The sequence below is a fragment of the Pseudoduganella sp. GW821-FHT11H04 genome (assembly GCF_058807935.1).
On sequence record NZ_JBXARE010000003.1, the window covers coordinates 52,605 to 64,900 of the forward strand.

Sequence of the window (12,296 nt, forward strand, 5' to 3'; positions counted from 1 at the left end):
GCCCATGCGTAAGATCCTGACTGTCCTGCCTTTGTTCCTGCTGGCTGGCTGCGTGAACGACTCCGCGACCTTTTATGCGGACGGCACGCGCGAACACACGCTGACCGTGCGGCGGCAGCAGGAATTTTTCTGGAAGGAAGATGCGCAGTACACGCTGATGGCTGCGCGCCTGCCGGACTGCCAGCGCGCGATTCCTTTGGGCGAGATGCCGCTCGAGGACCTGGAGTTCGAATTGTTCGCCAGTGGCGACAATGTCTGGAGCCTGCGCGCCGGAAAATATGTGTGGCAGGTGGAAACTCAAGGCTGCACGCTGGTGTCCGAGGGCGGCACGACTACCGCCACCGGTTCCAAACTGGGGACTTACGTGGCGGCCGGCAAAAAGACCAAGATGCGATTTGATGCGGAGGCTGCGGCGCAGCCGGCGCCCGCACCGGCTGGCCAGTAGCCGTTCAAGCGATATCCACCACCACCTTGCCGGCGCCTAGCGCGGCGTGCGCCTGGTTGGCTTCCTCGAGGGTGAATCGGGCTGGATGCAGTTGCACCTTCAGCTTGCCCGCATCGACCAGCTGTGCCGCTTCCTTCAGGATGGCGCCGTGCGCGGCGCGCCCTTTCCCCGTCAACAAAGGCATCAGCGTAAAGACGCCCGAGTAAGTCGCCGCACGGAATGACAGCGGCGCCAGGGCATGCGTGCCCCAGCCCAGGGCGCTCACCACATGGCCGCCATAGGTGCGCGCAGCGCGGAAGGAAGCATCCAGCACTTCGCCGCCGACAGTGTCGTAGACAATGTCGAATTCTTCGCCCTCCGACTGCTCAATAAAGCGTGCGCCCATAGCTTCGATCTGCTCTCGTTGCGCTGACCGCCCCGTGGCCGACACGGTGGCGCCGCACGCCAGCGCCAGCTGCACCGCCATGCGGCCGACGCCGCCCGCCCCGCCCTGCACCAGCACGGACTGGCCAGGCTGCACACGGGCGCGGTCCACCAGGCCTTCCCAGGCGGTGATGAATACCAGCGGCAAGGCGGCAGCTTCGCGCAGGCTGATGGAGCGCGGCGCATGGGCCAGCAGGTCTGCATCGACGGCCGCATATTCCGCCAGCGAGCCCTGGATTCCGCCTACGCCGCCGGTCATGCCGAACACCTTGTCGCCTGGCGCAAAGCCGGTTACGCCCGCGCCGACGGCTTCCACCACGCCCGCCATGTCGATCCCCAGGACGGCCGGCAGCGGCATGCGTGCATGTTCCGCCTTGCCGGCGGAGATCTTGAGGTCGAGCGGATTGACACTGCTGGCGTGAATGCGGACCAGGACCTGGCCTGCGGCCGGTATGGGTTTGGCAATTTCGCGTGGGACCAGCGGCTTGCCGGCGGCTTCGATCAACATGGCTTTCATAAGAACTCCTGTGAGTTGGGTTGGTATGGAAGCCAGTGTAGGCAGCATCCGGCGCGGGAAAAACAGGGCCGGGATGCAAACAGAATTCACGAATTGTGGATAATGGCGGGATGGACAAACTCGATGCCCTGCGCGTGTTCTGCACTGTTGTGGAAACCGGCGGCTTTTCCCGCGCGGCCGAAAAGCTGGGCATTTCCACGTCGTCCGTCACTGCGCAGGTGAATGCGCTGGAGGCCCATTTCCACGTCAAGCTGATGAATCGCACCACGCGCAGCATGTCGCTGACCGGCGAGGGACGCGAATGCTACGAACAGGCCCAGCGCCTGCTGGCCGGCATGGAAGAGCTGGAGGCGAACCTGCAGGGTGCGGCGCAGGAGCCGCGCGGCTCCCTGCGCGTCAACATGCCCGGCCTTGTGTCGCGTCTTTATGTGGCGCCTGCCTTGCCGCGATTCCTGGCCCGCTATCCCGGCATCACGCTGCAGGCCAGCGCCAGCGACCGCATGGTTGATATGGTGGAAGAAGGCTACGACGTGCTGCTGCGCCTGGGCGATGTTGGCGATGCGCGTCTCATCGCGCGGCCTTTGCTGCAGACGCGCTTCATTTGCTGCGCATCGCCTGGCTTTGTCGAGCGCCACGGAGTGCCCTCCGTGCCGAGCGACTTGGCGGGCTTTGACTGCCTGCACTTCATCCTGCCGCGCGCGGGACGGCTGCGCGAATGGCAGTTCGCGGATGGCGAGACATTCACACCGCCGTCGCGCGCTTCCTTTGACCATGTCGATTCGCTGGTGGAGGCCTGCAAGGCCGGCGCGGGGATTGGTCAATTCCTGTCGCTGTCGGTGGAGGCCGAATTGCGCAGCGGGGCGCTGGTGCCGCTGCTGGCTGGGCGCCAGGCTCCCGGCCCCGCGCTGACCGCCCTTTACCAGGAACGGCACCAGCGCGCGGCCAAGGTGCAGGCCTTTGTCGACTTCCTGGCGGAAGTCTTCGCTTAAGCGGCCTTCTCGCTGTCCAGGTGCGACAGCTGGTAATCGTTGTAGCGGCCACCGGCTGCTGCGCCTTGCGGCACGATCAATTCCAGCGCCTCCAGGTCGGATTGCAGCAGCATCGCATCCAGCGCGCCAAGGGCTTCTTGCAGGCGCGTGCGGGTGCGGGCGCCGACCAGCGGCACGATGTCGGCGCCCTGCGCCATCACCCACGCAATCGCCAGCTGCGCCACGCTGATGCCTTTGGCTTGCGCGACGCTGCGCATACGCTCCACCAGTTCCAGGTTGTGCCTCAGGTTCTCGCCCTGGAAGCGTGGGCTATGCAGGCCGCGGTAGTCTTTCTCGCCTTCGCGCTGCGCCGTCCAGTGGCCGCTGATCAAGCCGCGCGACAGCACGCCGTAGGCGGTGATGCTGACGCCCAGCTCGCGCGCTGCCTGCAGCAGGCCATTCTCGATACCGCGTGAAATCATCGAGTACTCAATCTGCACATCGCTGATCGGGTGCACGGCGTGGGCGCGGCGCAGGGTTTCGGCATTCACTTCCGACAGGCCGATGTGGCGCACGTGGCCCTTGCGCACCAGGTCCGCGATGGCGCCGATGGTGTCTTCAATCGGCGTGGCGGGATCGAGGCGCGATGGGCGATAGATGTCGATGTAGTCCGTGCCCAGGCGGCGCAGCGAATAGGCGGCGAAATTGGCGACGGACTGCGGGCGCGAATCGTAGCCGATAAAGCCGCCGTCCGGATCGCGCAGCGCGCCGAACTTCACGCTGATCTGCACTTGCTCGCGGTCGCGGCCACGCAGCGCTTCGCCCAGCAGCATCTCGTTGTGACCCATGCCGTAAAAGTCGCCGGTGTCGAGCAGGGTGACGCCGGCATCCAGCGCAGCGTGGATGGTGGCGATGCTTTCAGCGCGGTCGGCCGGGCCGTACAGGTCGGACATGCCCATCAGGCCCAGGCCAAGCTGGGAGGTTTGCGGGCCGGTGCTGCCAAGTTTGCGGGTTTCCATGAGTGGTCTCCAGGTGGGGTTTCGATGGAATCCATTGTGCTATTATCGAAAACAACAATAAATGCGGCATTCGCTACATCTTTATTCGACAATCGATAACAATGGACCAGCTGAAATCCATGCAGGTTTTCCTGGCGGTGGCCGACAGCAAGAGCTTCACCCAGGCCGCCGAACAGCTGGACCTCCCCCGCCCCACCGTGACCAATGCCGTGCAGGCCATTGAGCAGCAGCTCGGCGTGCGCCTGCTACAGCGCACCACGCGCAAAGTGAGCCTCACCGTTGAAGGGCAGCTGTATGTGGAACGCTGCCGCGCGCTGCTCAACGAATTGGAGGACATCAACGCCCTGTTCCTGACGGATGGGCGCAAACCGTCCGGCACGATCCGCGTCGACCTGCCGGAGCGGATTGCGCGCTTGAGCGTGATTCCTGCGCTGCCGGAGTTTTTCGCGCGCTACCCGGATATCAACGTCCGCGTTGGAGCCAACGACCGCATGGTGGATCTGGTGGGAGAAGGGATCGATTGCGCGGTGCGCGCGGGGGTGCTGCGGGATTCAACGCTGGTGGCTAAGCCGTTGGGGGCGATGGAGCAGGTGAATGTGGCGTCGCCGGCTTACCTGGCGGCGCATGGCGTGCCTTCATCGCTGGAGGACTTGCGCGAGCATTGGGCGGTGAACTATTTCTCCAGCCAGACGGGGCGTGATTTGCCTTGGGAGTATGTGGTGGATGGGAAGCTGCGGACGCTTGGCATGCGCAGCCGCGTGTCGGTGGGGAGTTCGGAGGCGTACCTTGGCGCTTGTCTGGCGGGGCTTGGATTGGCGCAGATTCCGCGGCCGGGAATCGAGTCCTTGTTGGCTGATGGACAGCTGGTGGAGGTATTGCCCGCGTGGCGACCGGCGCCGCTGCCGGTGTCGATCATTTATTCCCACAACCGCCACCTGTCGCCGCGCGTACGAGTGTTTGTGGATTGGTTGGCGGAGGTTCTAAACCTGGCCTAAAACCGGTAAACCAATGTCTGACCCGCAGGGTCAGACACTGATACGCGGCGGTCGCAGGCCAGGTGTCTGACCCTGCGGGTCAGACGGGGCGGCCATCCGATCGGGTTACCGGTTTTGGATACCAGCCCTCAGCGCATCCCCCAGCGCCAACCCCGCCGGCAGCTTAGCCAACAGCTTCTGCGCCTGCGTGAGATTACGCTGCTGGAACGCATCCGGCACATTCGCGAACTCCTGCCCCAGCGCAGCAGCCGCAGCCTCAATCCGCGCCCCATCCCCCGGCGTCGTATCAATCACCGCCACCAGATAAGTCACACCCCACTGAATCCGCGTCGCAGGACCAACCGCCGCACGCCACGCCTTCTCATACCAATCCAGCATCCCCGGCAAATCCCCACGGCGCTTGACCGCAGAAGCAAGGCTCAACTTGAAGTAATACGGCGCATGCGACTCCGTCAGCACCGACTGCAGCAACGCCTCCGCCTCAGCGTTCAAGCCCGCATCATTCAGCGCGCTCACCGCCGTATTGACCAAGGTATGCCGGCCGTACTTATCATCCACCAGCGCCAGCGCCTGATCGACACGCGTACGCACCAGCTGCGGCAAATCCTTACCCGCATATCCCATGCGCGCCATGCGCACTTGCAGGCGCAGCGCAGTCAAACGATCCGGCGCCGACAACCACATATCTTCCGCCCACACATGCGCAGCATTCGCCATGGCAGTCGCCAATTCAGCGTGACGCGCCGGTGCAGCGCGCACCAGCTGGTGACCGCTATTGCCGAAGATATCCATATTGGCGCGCGCCCAACGCGCATCGCCCAGCACCTTCAACAGGAATTCAGGCGACGACGCATCAGCCACGCGGCCAGCTTGCGCCACCAGCGCGTGCAGGTGCAGGCGCGTCGCCGCATCTTCCACCTGGCGCGCAGCAGCCGCCGCTTCACCAGTTACGGCTGCGGAGGCCAGTTGCGACAAAGTGGTCAGGGTCACGCCCAGGTCGCGGCCTTGCAGCAGCACGCCTTCGTCGGTATCCCAAGAATAATTCGACAACAGCGTCCACTCGGAAGGCGACAGAGCGCGCGTGCCATCCAGCGCCGCGGCCATCGATTCGCTGGCCGAATGGCCCGCGAAACGCGCAGCCATCAAGGCTTCGCCAAACAGTTCACCATCGAGTTCGCACGGCAGGCGGGTGATTTCGCTGCCATCGGGACGATACATCACCATGGTTGGATAGCTGCGCAGCTTCAGGCGCGCGGCCATGGCCTGCGCGTTCGGGCTGTCGCCATCGAGCTGGATCGCCACCATGCTTTCCAGCTTGGCAGGGAATTCTTCGCGGCCGAAGATTTCGTACTTGACCCGGTTGCACGGCGGGCACCATCCAGCGCCCCAGTACAGGAACAGCGGACGGCCCGCAGCGCGGGCTGCTTCCAATGCGGCGTCAAAGCCGCCTTCAAACCACTCGATGGTGTCTGCCATGTATCAGGACTCGCGGGCCAGGGCCAGGAATTCGGTGCGCATCGCCAGGTTAGGCTGCAGTTCGCCCAGCATGGCGGAGGTGACGGTTTCTTCGCCGGCGGTGCGGATGCCTCGCGATTCCATGCACAAGTGTCGGCACTTGACGACCACGCCCACGGCCTTCGGCTCCAGCACGGTCATCAGCGCTTCGGCGATTTGCATGGTCATGCGTTCCTGCACTTGCAGGCGCTTGGAGAACACGTCCACCAGGCGGGTCAGCTTGGACAAACCGACAATCTTGCCATTCGGGACATAACCCACGGTGGCCTTGCCGAAGAACGGCGCCAGGTGGTGCTCGCAATGGCTGTAGACCGGGATGTTCTTCACGACGATCAGTTCGTTGTACTGTTCGGCGCCATCTTCGAATGCCTTCAGCACCTCGGCCGGCTCCTGGCCGTAGCCGGACACCCAGTGCTTCCACGCCTTGTGGACGCGGTGCGGGGTTTCGATCAGGCCTGGACGATTCGGGTCTTCGCCCAAATGTTCCAGCAGGCGGCGCCAATCGTCTTCGGTGAATACTTCTTTAGTCATGATTGCAAGAACCGTGAAATGTCAAATTCAATCCACCAGTATACCGTGAAAGGGAAATGTCCACCTTGGGGTCAGGACGGTACGGCGCCCCGGCAATAGTGGACATGCTTCCAGAGGGAAATGTCCACTTTCGTTCCTGACCCCAAGGTGGACATTTGCCCCTTACGGGCGGTTCGCTGCCAGAAGCTCGCTGGCGATGGAAACCGTATGCGACAGGGTTGGCCACGCGTCTTCGGGGCCGAACCAGCGCGCATCGCTGATCTCATTAGGGTCGGTGACGATCTCGCCTTCCAGGTATTCGGCGGTGAAAGCGATCATCAGCGAATGCGGGAAGGGCCAGGACTGGCTGCCGAAGTACTTCAGGTTATGCACGCGCAGGCCGACTTCTTCGAACACTTCGCGGTGAACAGCTTCTTCCACCGATTCACCAGCCTCCAGGAAGCCGGCGAGCGCGGTGTAGCGTTTGTAGGGTGCGTTGGCATGCGCCGCCAGCAGGCGCTGGTTGCCCTTCTTGATCAGCACCATCATCGCCGGCGATATGCGCGGGTAGGCCAAGTGGCCGCAGGACGTGCAGCGCATGGCGCGCTCGCCTGCCGCCAGCTCCATCGGCGATGCGCAGGCGCCGCAGAAGCGGTGGGTACGCGCCCATTCGGCGATCTGGTAGGCTCGGCCGGCAACGCCAAGCAGGCCATCATCCACGGCGCCGAACAGCGCACGCAGGCCAACGTAGGTGTGTCCAGCGATTGGCGGCGTGTCATGCGGCGCTTGTGCGACCTGCCAGTAACGGCCTTCCCAAAAACCGAGCGGCAAGGCGCCTTCCATTTCAATGCCGGCAGCAATCAGCTCCGATTGATGCGGCAGGGCGAAGCCTTCTTCGCGCAGCAGCAGGCGGTCTTTGTGGAAGACCAGCGTTTGCTTATCCGCGGTCGTGGCGGCTTTGATCAGGGGCAGGAAACCGGCTGGCGTCTGGAGCATGGCGATAGATATAGTCCTGGCAACAGGCCGATGATACTTCAGTTCCCGTCACGCCGTACGGGAGCGCTCGACGACTTCGGAAGCCTTGAGTTTCTTGCCGATCTTGTGCCCGGCCTTCTGGAATTCGCGCAAGGTGTGTTCGACTTCCGCTTCGCTTGGCTTGATCGGCGCCAGCGATTTGGCGATCGTCGGCATGATCTCCTTGCGCATGTAGCGCGGCCCGGCAGCGATAAATTGCCAGATCACGAGGACGGCGCCAATCGCCATGGCAACCAACACCGACTGATCCATACTGTCCGGCGCAACTGCTTTGGCCACAACTGGCGCGGCAATGCATAGGCAAATGGCCGCCGCAAACGCCAGCACAACGCCCACGTCGAGATGGGTGGAGGCGAAACGCTTTTCCACCTTGGGCGACATGAGCAGGAACGGAGTCTGGATCAGCCCAAGACGCTCGCCTTTAGTCAGCAAATGTGGTGCGGTCTGGACTCGTTGTTCAAGAGCCAGGCGCGCGGCGACCGCCTCATCCAGGCCTGGGTAAGTTTCCCTCTTCAAGGTTTCCAAAGGCCCGGTGCTGCGGGATACGCTGGCGTAGTCGCCCAGATGCGCAGCGCTGAACGTGCCGCAGCTGGTACATGTGCGCTCGTGCCCCACCAGGTCGCCCTCGCCAAAGCTCACGTAATAAATGTGCCCTACGGACCCCAGACGAGCCAGCTTGAACGGCCGCGGCTCGCGGCAAATTCCACAGAAGTCCGCCACGAATCCCAACGGACGGCGCGTAATCTTGCGACCCCAGACGATGAACACGAGTATTCCCCTTAGGCAATGAATGCCACAGGATGAAGCCGCATTGATTTATTGTCAACCATTAATGCAAACGTCGCTCGGTGTCGAAAAATTTTACACTTCGGCCAAAAAATTTTACAAATATCCTTACAGCGTTGGCTATCTTATTGATATTTAATAAATCTCCCTGAGTGGCACATATATTGCTTTATGCAACAGTTCTTTCCATCTGCACATAAAAGATGTTGTTTTAGCATCGGCAAACGGATAAACACCATTCACATCTGGGGGATTTCAACAATGAATTACGGCACTTCTGGAACTTGGTTGCGACTCGCGCTGAAGGCTTCGGTCCTGGCAGCGGTGGCAACCGGTTCTCACCTTGCACAAGCAGGCACCACCTACTCCTTTACCGATGCTGGCGCGTCCGGTTTGGCTGGCGCCACTCAGGCGCAGCTTAATTCCGCCTATGCCGGCACCAACCTGGCGGGCAAAGTAACTGCGCTGAACACCGGCATCCAGCAATGGACGGTTCAGTACAGCGGTCTGTACACCATTTCCGCAAGCGGCGCGTCGGGCGGTTATACCCCCAACGTAGCGGGCGGTCGAGGCGCTTCGCTCAATGTAGAAAAATACCTCAATGCCGGTGATGTGCTCCAAGTGCTGGTCGGACAGGAAGGCGGCCGCGCAGCATTCAACAGCGGCTATTACCAGGGCTGGGCGGGCGGCGGCGGCGGCGGCACCTTCATCTTTGACCTGACGACCAATCAACTGATCCTTGCAGCTGGCGGCGGCGGTGGCGCAGCGCAAGGCGCCGGCAGCTTCAACTACCAGGCGGCCGGTGTCGACGCTTCCGCATACAACGTGACCTCCGGCGCCAACGGCACCAGCACCGCTGGCAGCTGGAGCGTTGCCGGCGTCGGTGGTACCAACGGCAATGGCGGCACCAAGCCTGGCTATGGCGGCGCCGGTGGCGCTGGCTTCTATACCGACGGCGCTGATGCCTACAGTGGCATGGGCTATTACGCCGGCCTTGGCGGCGACAGCTTCCTGAACGGTGGCTTGGGCGGCGCGAACCTGTCCTGGTATACGTCCCTCACTATGGACGTGGCCGGCGGCTTTGGCGGCGGTGCAGGCGCTGGCATGCACGGCAGCTATGAAGCAAATGCAGGCGGCGGCGGTGGCTATTCCGGCGGCGGCGGCGGCAATACCCGCGTTGGCGCTGGCGGCGGCGGCGGCAATTTCTTCACCGGCACTTATCTTTCGTCCGGCTTCAATGTGGGCGATGGTTCGGCTTCGTTCGCGCTGCAGCAGGAAGTTCCTGAGCCGGCGTCGCTGGCTTTGATGGGACTGGGTTTGGCAGGCATCGGTTTCGCACGCCGTAAAAACCGCAAGTCCTGATATAGGCAATGAAAAACGCCCAGCAAGTCAAAGGCTTGCTGGGCGTTTTTATTTACTGATTTGAGTCAGCGGGGTCTCAGAATGGAATATCGTCGTCCATATCCGAGAAGTTAGGCGCTGGACGCGCTGCCGGGCGCGGTGCCGGAGCCGGTGCAGCTTGTGGACGTGGTGCTGGACGTGCTGGAGGCGCGTCGTAGCCCATGTCGTCGCCACCGCCCATGCCGCCACCCATGCCGGCGCCGTCGCCACGGCCGCCCAGCATCTGCATGTTTTCCGCGATGATGTCGGTCGCGTACTTTTCGACGCCGTCTTTGTCGGTGTACTTACGGGTTTGCAGGCGGCCTTCCACGTAGACGGAAGAACCTTTTTTCAGGTACTGGCCGACGATTTCAGCCAGGCGGCCGAAGAAGGAAATGCGGTGCCACTCGGTCAGCTCTTTCTGCTCGCCGGTGTTGCGGTCTTTCGAACGATACGAGGTAGCCACGGCGATGTTGGCAATTGCGTCACCGCTAGGCATGTAGCGAATTTCCGGATCGCGACCCAGATTGCCGACGATGATCACTTTGTTGACAGATGCCATTTATGAAACTCCTGAAGGGATGGGGGCCATTGTGGCCAGCTCCAAAACCACGGAGTTTACCCTAAATTAACACTCGCTCAAATATCGCCGGGGCTGATCCAGCTCAATTTGTTGTTGCTTGCTTAAGCAGGCGCAGTGCGATGACCAGGGCGCAGGAAACGGCGCCGCAACCGGCCAGGTAGACTGCGCTGACGCCGTGCTGCCCGGCCAGTGCACCGGCCAGTGGGCCTGTCAGGCCGAGAGAAATATCGAGGAAGGCGACGTAGGCGCCCATGGCCGCGCCGCGGCTTTGCGGCGGGGTGCGTTTGACCGCTTCCACGCCGAATCCGGGGAAGGCGAGCGAGTAGCCAAAGCCAGTCAGTGCGGCGCCGAAATACACCATCCATGGCGCCGGCGCCCGCCAGATGCACAGTTGGCCGACTGCTTCGATCAGCACGCACACCAGCGCTACGCGGGCGCCGCCAATTTTGTCCGGCAGGTGGCCAAACAGCAGGCGGGCGCCGATGAAGGCCGCGCCAAAGGCGGTGAATGCCAGCGACGGGCTGCCCCACTCCTTGCCGGCGAAGAGCAGCGAGATGAAAGCGGTGATCACACCGAAGCCGACGCTGGAAAAAGCCAGCCCCATGCCCGGCAACCACACGGCGCCCAGGACCTTGTAGAACGGAATGCGGCGCGCGCTGGCAGGCGGCAGTCCCGCCACATTAAACAGCACCAGCATGGCCAGCACCGGCGCCACCATGCCGGCCATTGCGATGCCCTGGAAGCCGTCTTTGAGGTACACCGCCATCCCGGCCGGTGCGCCCAGCGCGTAAGCGCCATACATCGCAATGCCAACCCAGGCCATAACCTTGCCGGCATTTTTCGGTCCGACCAGGCCCACACCCCAACTAAGGGCGCCCGTCACGATCAGGCTCTCCGCGCCGCCGAGGAGGATGCGGCCGGCGAGCAGCATCGCGACCGACGCTTCCGGCTGCACGGTCATTGACAGCGATGCGAAGTAGGTCAGTGCGGATGCGATGGCCAGCACAAAGCCCGTCATCACGGCGCGCTTCGAGCCGCGCGTGTCGCACAGGCCTCCCGCCCACGCGCGGGTGAGGAGCGCCGCGACAAACTGGGCGCCGGCCACGACGCCGACCACGAGGGTACTCATGCCAAGCTGGCCGTGCACATGCAGCGGCAGCACCGGCAGCGCAATGCCGATGGCCATGAAGCTGACGAACACCGCCAGCACGATAGGGAAAATCTTTGACGCCACATTGGCGGCCTGCGGTGCGGCGGCCATTGCGGGAGTTGCGAGGTCTTTAGGAGGACTCATATAAATTCTTTCCAAGTTGACATTGAATTTCATAAATGCGAGCATTTGCTCACATATGGAAAGAATTTTAAAATCAACAACTTCCGCCGAAAACTCGCATTAGGAAAAGCCCATGGTCGACATCCCACAGCCCCGCAAAGCGCCGCGCCAGGCCCGTTCCCGCGCTACCGTGGAGGTGATCCTGGAGGCGACGGCTCGCGTTTTTTCGGAGCATGGCTACGCCGGCACCAACACCAACCTGATCGCGGAGAAGGCCGGCATCAGCATTGGTTCGCTCTACCAATACTTCAATAACAAGGACTCGCTGATCGCCGCCCTGCACCAGCGCCACGCCGAACAAGTGCAGCAAACAGTGGAAGAGGTGCTCGCTAAACCCGTGACCCCAACGCTGGCCGGGCATATCCACGCCATGGTGCAGGCGCTGCTCGCCGCCCACCTGCTCGAGCCGGATTTGCACAAGATGCTGGAGCTGCAATTCCCCTATTTCGATGCGCCGCAGTCGGAGAACGAAGCCGACCAGGGCATCTTCAAGCGCGTGCGCGCGCTGTTGCAAGATTGGCGGTCCGACATCGCTCCGCCCAACCTGGACCTGGCCACCTGGGTGGTTTTGCAGATCATGGAATCGATGGTGCACGCGGCCGTGATCGAGGCGCCGGGATTCGATATGGCCGATATTGAAGCCTCGATCACCGACGCCGTCATGGGCTTCCTGACGTACCGTCCAAATACTGGTAATATGTACAGTATTTGACGCTGGGCCCGGCACAACCAGGCTGCGGCGCAAGAACTCATTCGACGCTATAGTATCGGGCTAACCCCGAAAGGT

At 62.5% G+C, this 12,296-nt stretch carries 13 protein-coding genes; 5 read left to right on the forward strand and 8 right to left on the reverse strand.

Annotation, left to right across the window (positions count from 1 at the left end):
- Nucleotides 1-4 precede the first annotated feature (4 nt).
- Nucleotides 5-445, forward strand: a complete 441-nt coding sequence (locus AC1RTP_RS07175) for a hypothetical protein (RefSeq protein ID WP_498605890.1) — start codon at nucleotides 5-7, stop codon at nucleotides 443-445.
- Between the two features lie 4 nt (nucleotides 446-449).
- On the opposite strand, the gene AC1RTP_RS07180 is transcribed toward AC1RTP_RS07175, so the two are convergent.
- Nucleotides 450-1,376 carry a zinc-dependent alcohol dehydrogenase family protein gene (locus AC1RTP_RS07180; protein ID WP_498607133.1) on the reverse strand — a complete coding sequence of 309 codons (927 nt, stop codon included), beginning with the start codon at nucleotides 1,374-1,376 and terminating at the stop codon, nucleotides 450-452.
- A gap of 119 nt (nucleotides 1,377-1,495) precedes the next feature.
- Between AC1RTP_RS07180 and AC1RTP_RS07185 the strand changes: the two genes are divergently transcribed.
- Nucleotides 1,496-2,374, forward strand: coding sequence for a LysR family transcriptional regulator (locus tag AC1RTP_RS07185; RefSeq protein WP_498605891.1), 879 nt, complete (start codon nucleotides 1,496-1,498; stop codon nucleotides 2,372-2,374).
- On the opposite strand, the gene AC1RTP_RS07190 is transcribed toward AC1RTP_RS07185, so the two are convergent.
- Complete coding sequence (locus AC1RTP_RS07190) at nucleotides 2,371-3,372, reverse strand: aldo/keto reductase (RefSeq protein ID WP_498605892.1); 1,002 nt, start codon at nucleotides 3,370-3,372, stop codon at nucleotides 2,371-2,373. The two genes, AC1RTP_RS07185 and AC1RTP_RS07190, sit on opposite strands and share 4 nt — an antisense overlap.
- A gap of 101 nt (nucleotides 3,373-3,473) precedes the next feature.
- On the opposite strand from AC1RTP_RS07190, the gene AC1RTP_RS07195 reads away from it, so the two are divergent.
- Nucleotides 3,474-4,367 (forward strand): LysR family transcriptional regulator, encoded by an 894-nt coding sequence (locus AC1RTP_RS07195; protein WP_498605893.1) that lies wholly within the window; start codon nucleotides 3,474-3,476, stop codon nucleotides 4,365-4,367.
- A 105-nt stretch (nucleotides 4,368-4,472) separates the two neighbouring features.
- Here the strand turns inward: AC1RTP_RS07195 and AC1RTP_RS07200 are convergent, their stop codons facing one another.
- From AC1RTP_RS07200 to AC1RTP_RS07215, 4 genes are all read right to left on the reverse strand, one after another.
- Complete coding sequence (locus AC1RTP_RS07200; protein ID WP_498605894.1) at nucleotides 4,473-5,843, reverse strand: thioredoxin fold domain-containing protein; 1,371 nt, start codon at nucleotides 5,841-5,843, stop codon at nucleotides 4,473-4,475.
- 3 nt (nucleotides 5,844-5,846) lie between these two features.
- Entirely contained in the window at nucleotides 5,847-6,413 is a 567-nt protein-coding gene (gene folE, locus AC1RTP_RS07205; RefSeq protein WP_498605895.1) for a GTP cyclohydrolase I FolE, read from the reverse strand.
- Nucleotides 6,414-6,575: 162 nt separating this feature from the next.
- Nucleotides 6,576-7,388 carry an NAD(+) diphosphatase gene (gene nudC / locus AC1RTP_RS07210; protein ID WP_498605896.1) on the reverse strand — a complete coding sequence of 271 codons (813 nt, stop codon included), beginning with the start codon at nucleotides 7,386-7,388 and terminating at the stop codon, nucleotides 6,576-6,578.
- 48 nt (nucleotides 7,389-7,436) lie between these two features.
- Complete coding sequence (locus AC1RTP_RS07215) at nucleotides 7,437-8,195, reverse strand: hypothetical protein (RefSeq protein WP_498605897.1); 759 nt, start codon at nucleotides 8,193-8,195, stop codon at nucleotides 7,437-7,439.
- A gap of 306 nt (nucleotides 8,196-8,501) precedes the next feature.
- Between AC1RTP_RS07215 and AC1RTP_RS07220 the strand changes: the two genes are divergently transcribed.
- Complete coding sequence (locus AC1RTP_RS07220; RefSeq protein ID WP_498605898.1) at nucleotides 8,502-9,575, forward strand: PEP-CTERM sorting domain-containing protein; 1,074 nt, start codon at nucleotides 8,502-8,504, stop codon at nucleotides 9,573-9,575.
- A gap of 76 nt (nucleotides 9,576-9,651) precedes the next feature.
- Here AC1RTP_RS07220 and ssb read toward each other — a convergent pair whose 3' ends face one another.
- Together ssb and AC1RTP_RS07230 are read right to left on the reverse strand one after the other, a co-directional pair.
- On the reverse strand, nucleotides 9,652-10,155 hold the full coding sequence (ssb, locus tag AC1RTP_RS07225; RefSeq protein WP_498605899.1) for a single-stranded DNA-binding protein: 504 nt from the start codon (nucleotides 10,153-10,155) through the stop codon (nucleotides 9,652-9,654).
- A gap of 103 nt (nucleotides 10,156-10,258) precedes the next feature.
- Nucleotides 10,259-11,470: an arabinose transporter gene (locus AC1RTP_RS07230; protein WP_498605900.1), complete on the reverse strand. Its 1,212-nt coding sequence runs from the start codon at nucleotides 11,468-11,470 to the stop codon at nucleotides 10,259-10,261.
- Nucleotides 11,471-11,582: 112 nt separating this feature from the next.
- Here AC1RTP_RS07230 and AC1RTP_RS07235 point away from each other — a divergent pair, with 112 nt between their 5' ends.
- The gene (locus AC1RTP_RS07235; protein ID WP_498605901.1) at nucleotides 11,583-12,221 is read left to right on the forward strand and encodes a TetR/AcrR family transcriptional regulator; all 639 of its coding nucleotides are present in this window, start codon (nucleotides 11,583-11,585) and stop codon (nucleotides 12,219-12,221) included.
- Nucleotides 12,222-12,296: the final 75 nt, after the last annotated feature.

Excerpts from the sequence above, each read along its gene's own strand:
- AC1RTP_RS07175 (WP_498605890.1), top strand. The coding sequence starts at position 5 with ATGCGTAAGATCCTGACTGTCCTGCCTTTGTTCCTGCTGGCTGGCTGC.
- AC1RTP_RS07180 (WP_498607133.1), bottom strand. The coding sequence starts at position 1,376 with ATGTTGATCGAAGCCGCCGGCAAGCCGCTGGTCCCACGCGAAATTGCC.
- AC1RTP_RS07185 (WP_498605891.1), top strand. The coding sequence starts at position 1,496 with ATGGACAAACTCGATGCCCTGCGCGTGTTCTGCACTGTTGTGGAAACC.
- AC1RTP_RS07190 (WP_498605892.1), bottom strand. The coding sequence starts at position 3,372 with ATGGAAACCCGCAAACTTGGCAGCACCGGCCCGCAAACCTCCCAGCTT.
- AC1RTP_RS07195 (WP_498605893.1), top strand. The coding sequence starts at position 3,474 with ATGGACCAGCTGAAATCCATGCAGGTTTTCCTGGCGGTGGCCGACAGC.
- AC1RTP_RS07200 (WP_498605894.1), bottom strand. The coding sequence starts at position 5,843 with ATGGCAGACACCATCGAGTGGTTTGAAGGCGGCTTTGACGCCGCATTG.
- folE (WP_498605895.1), bottom strand. The coding sequence starts at position 6,413 with ATGACTAAAGAAGTATTCACCGAAGACGATTGGCGCCGCCTGCTGGAA.
- nudC (WP_498605896.1), bottom strand. The coding sequence starts at position 7,388 with ATGCTCCAGACGCCAGCCGGTTTCCTGCCCCTGATCAAAGCCGCCACG.
- ssb (WP_498605899.1), bottom strand. The coding sequence starts at position 10,155 with ATGGCATCTGTCAACAAAGTGATCATCGTCGGCAATCTGGGTCGCGAT.
- AC1RTP_RS07230 (WP_498605900.1), bottom strand. The coding sequence starts at position 11,470 with ATGAGTCCTCCTAAAGACCTCGCAACTCCCGCAATGGCCGCCGCACCG.
- AC1RTP_RS07235 (WP_498605901.1), top strand. The coding sequence starts at position 11,583 with ATGGTCGACATCCCACAGCCCCGCAAAGCGCCGCGCCAGGCCCGTTCC.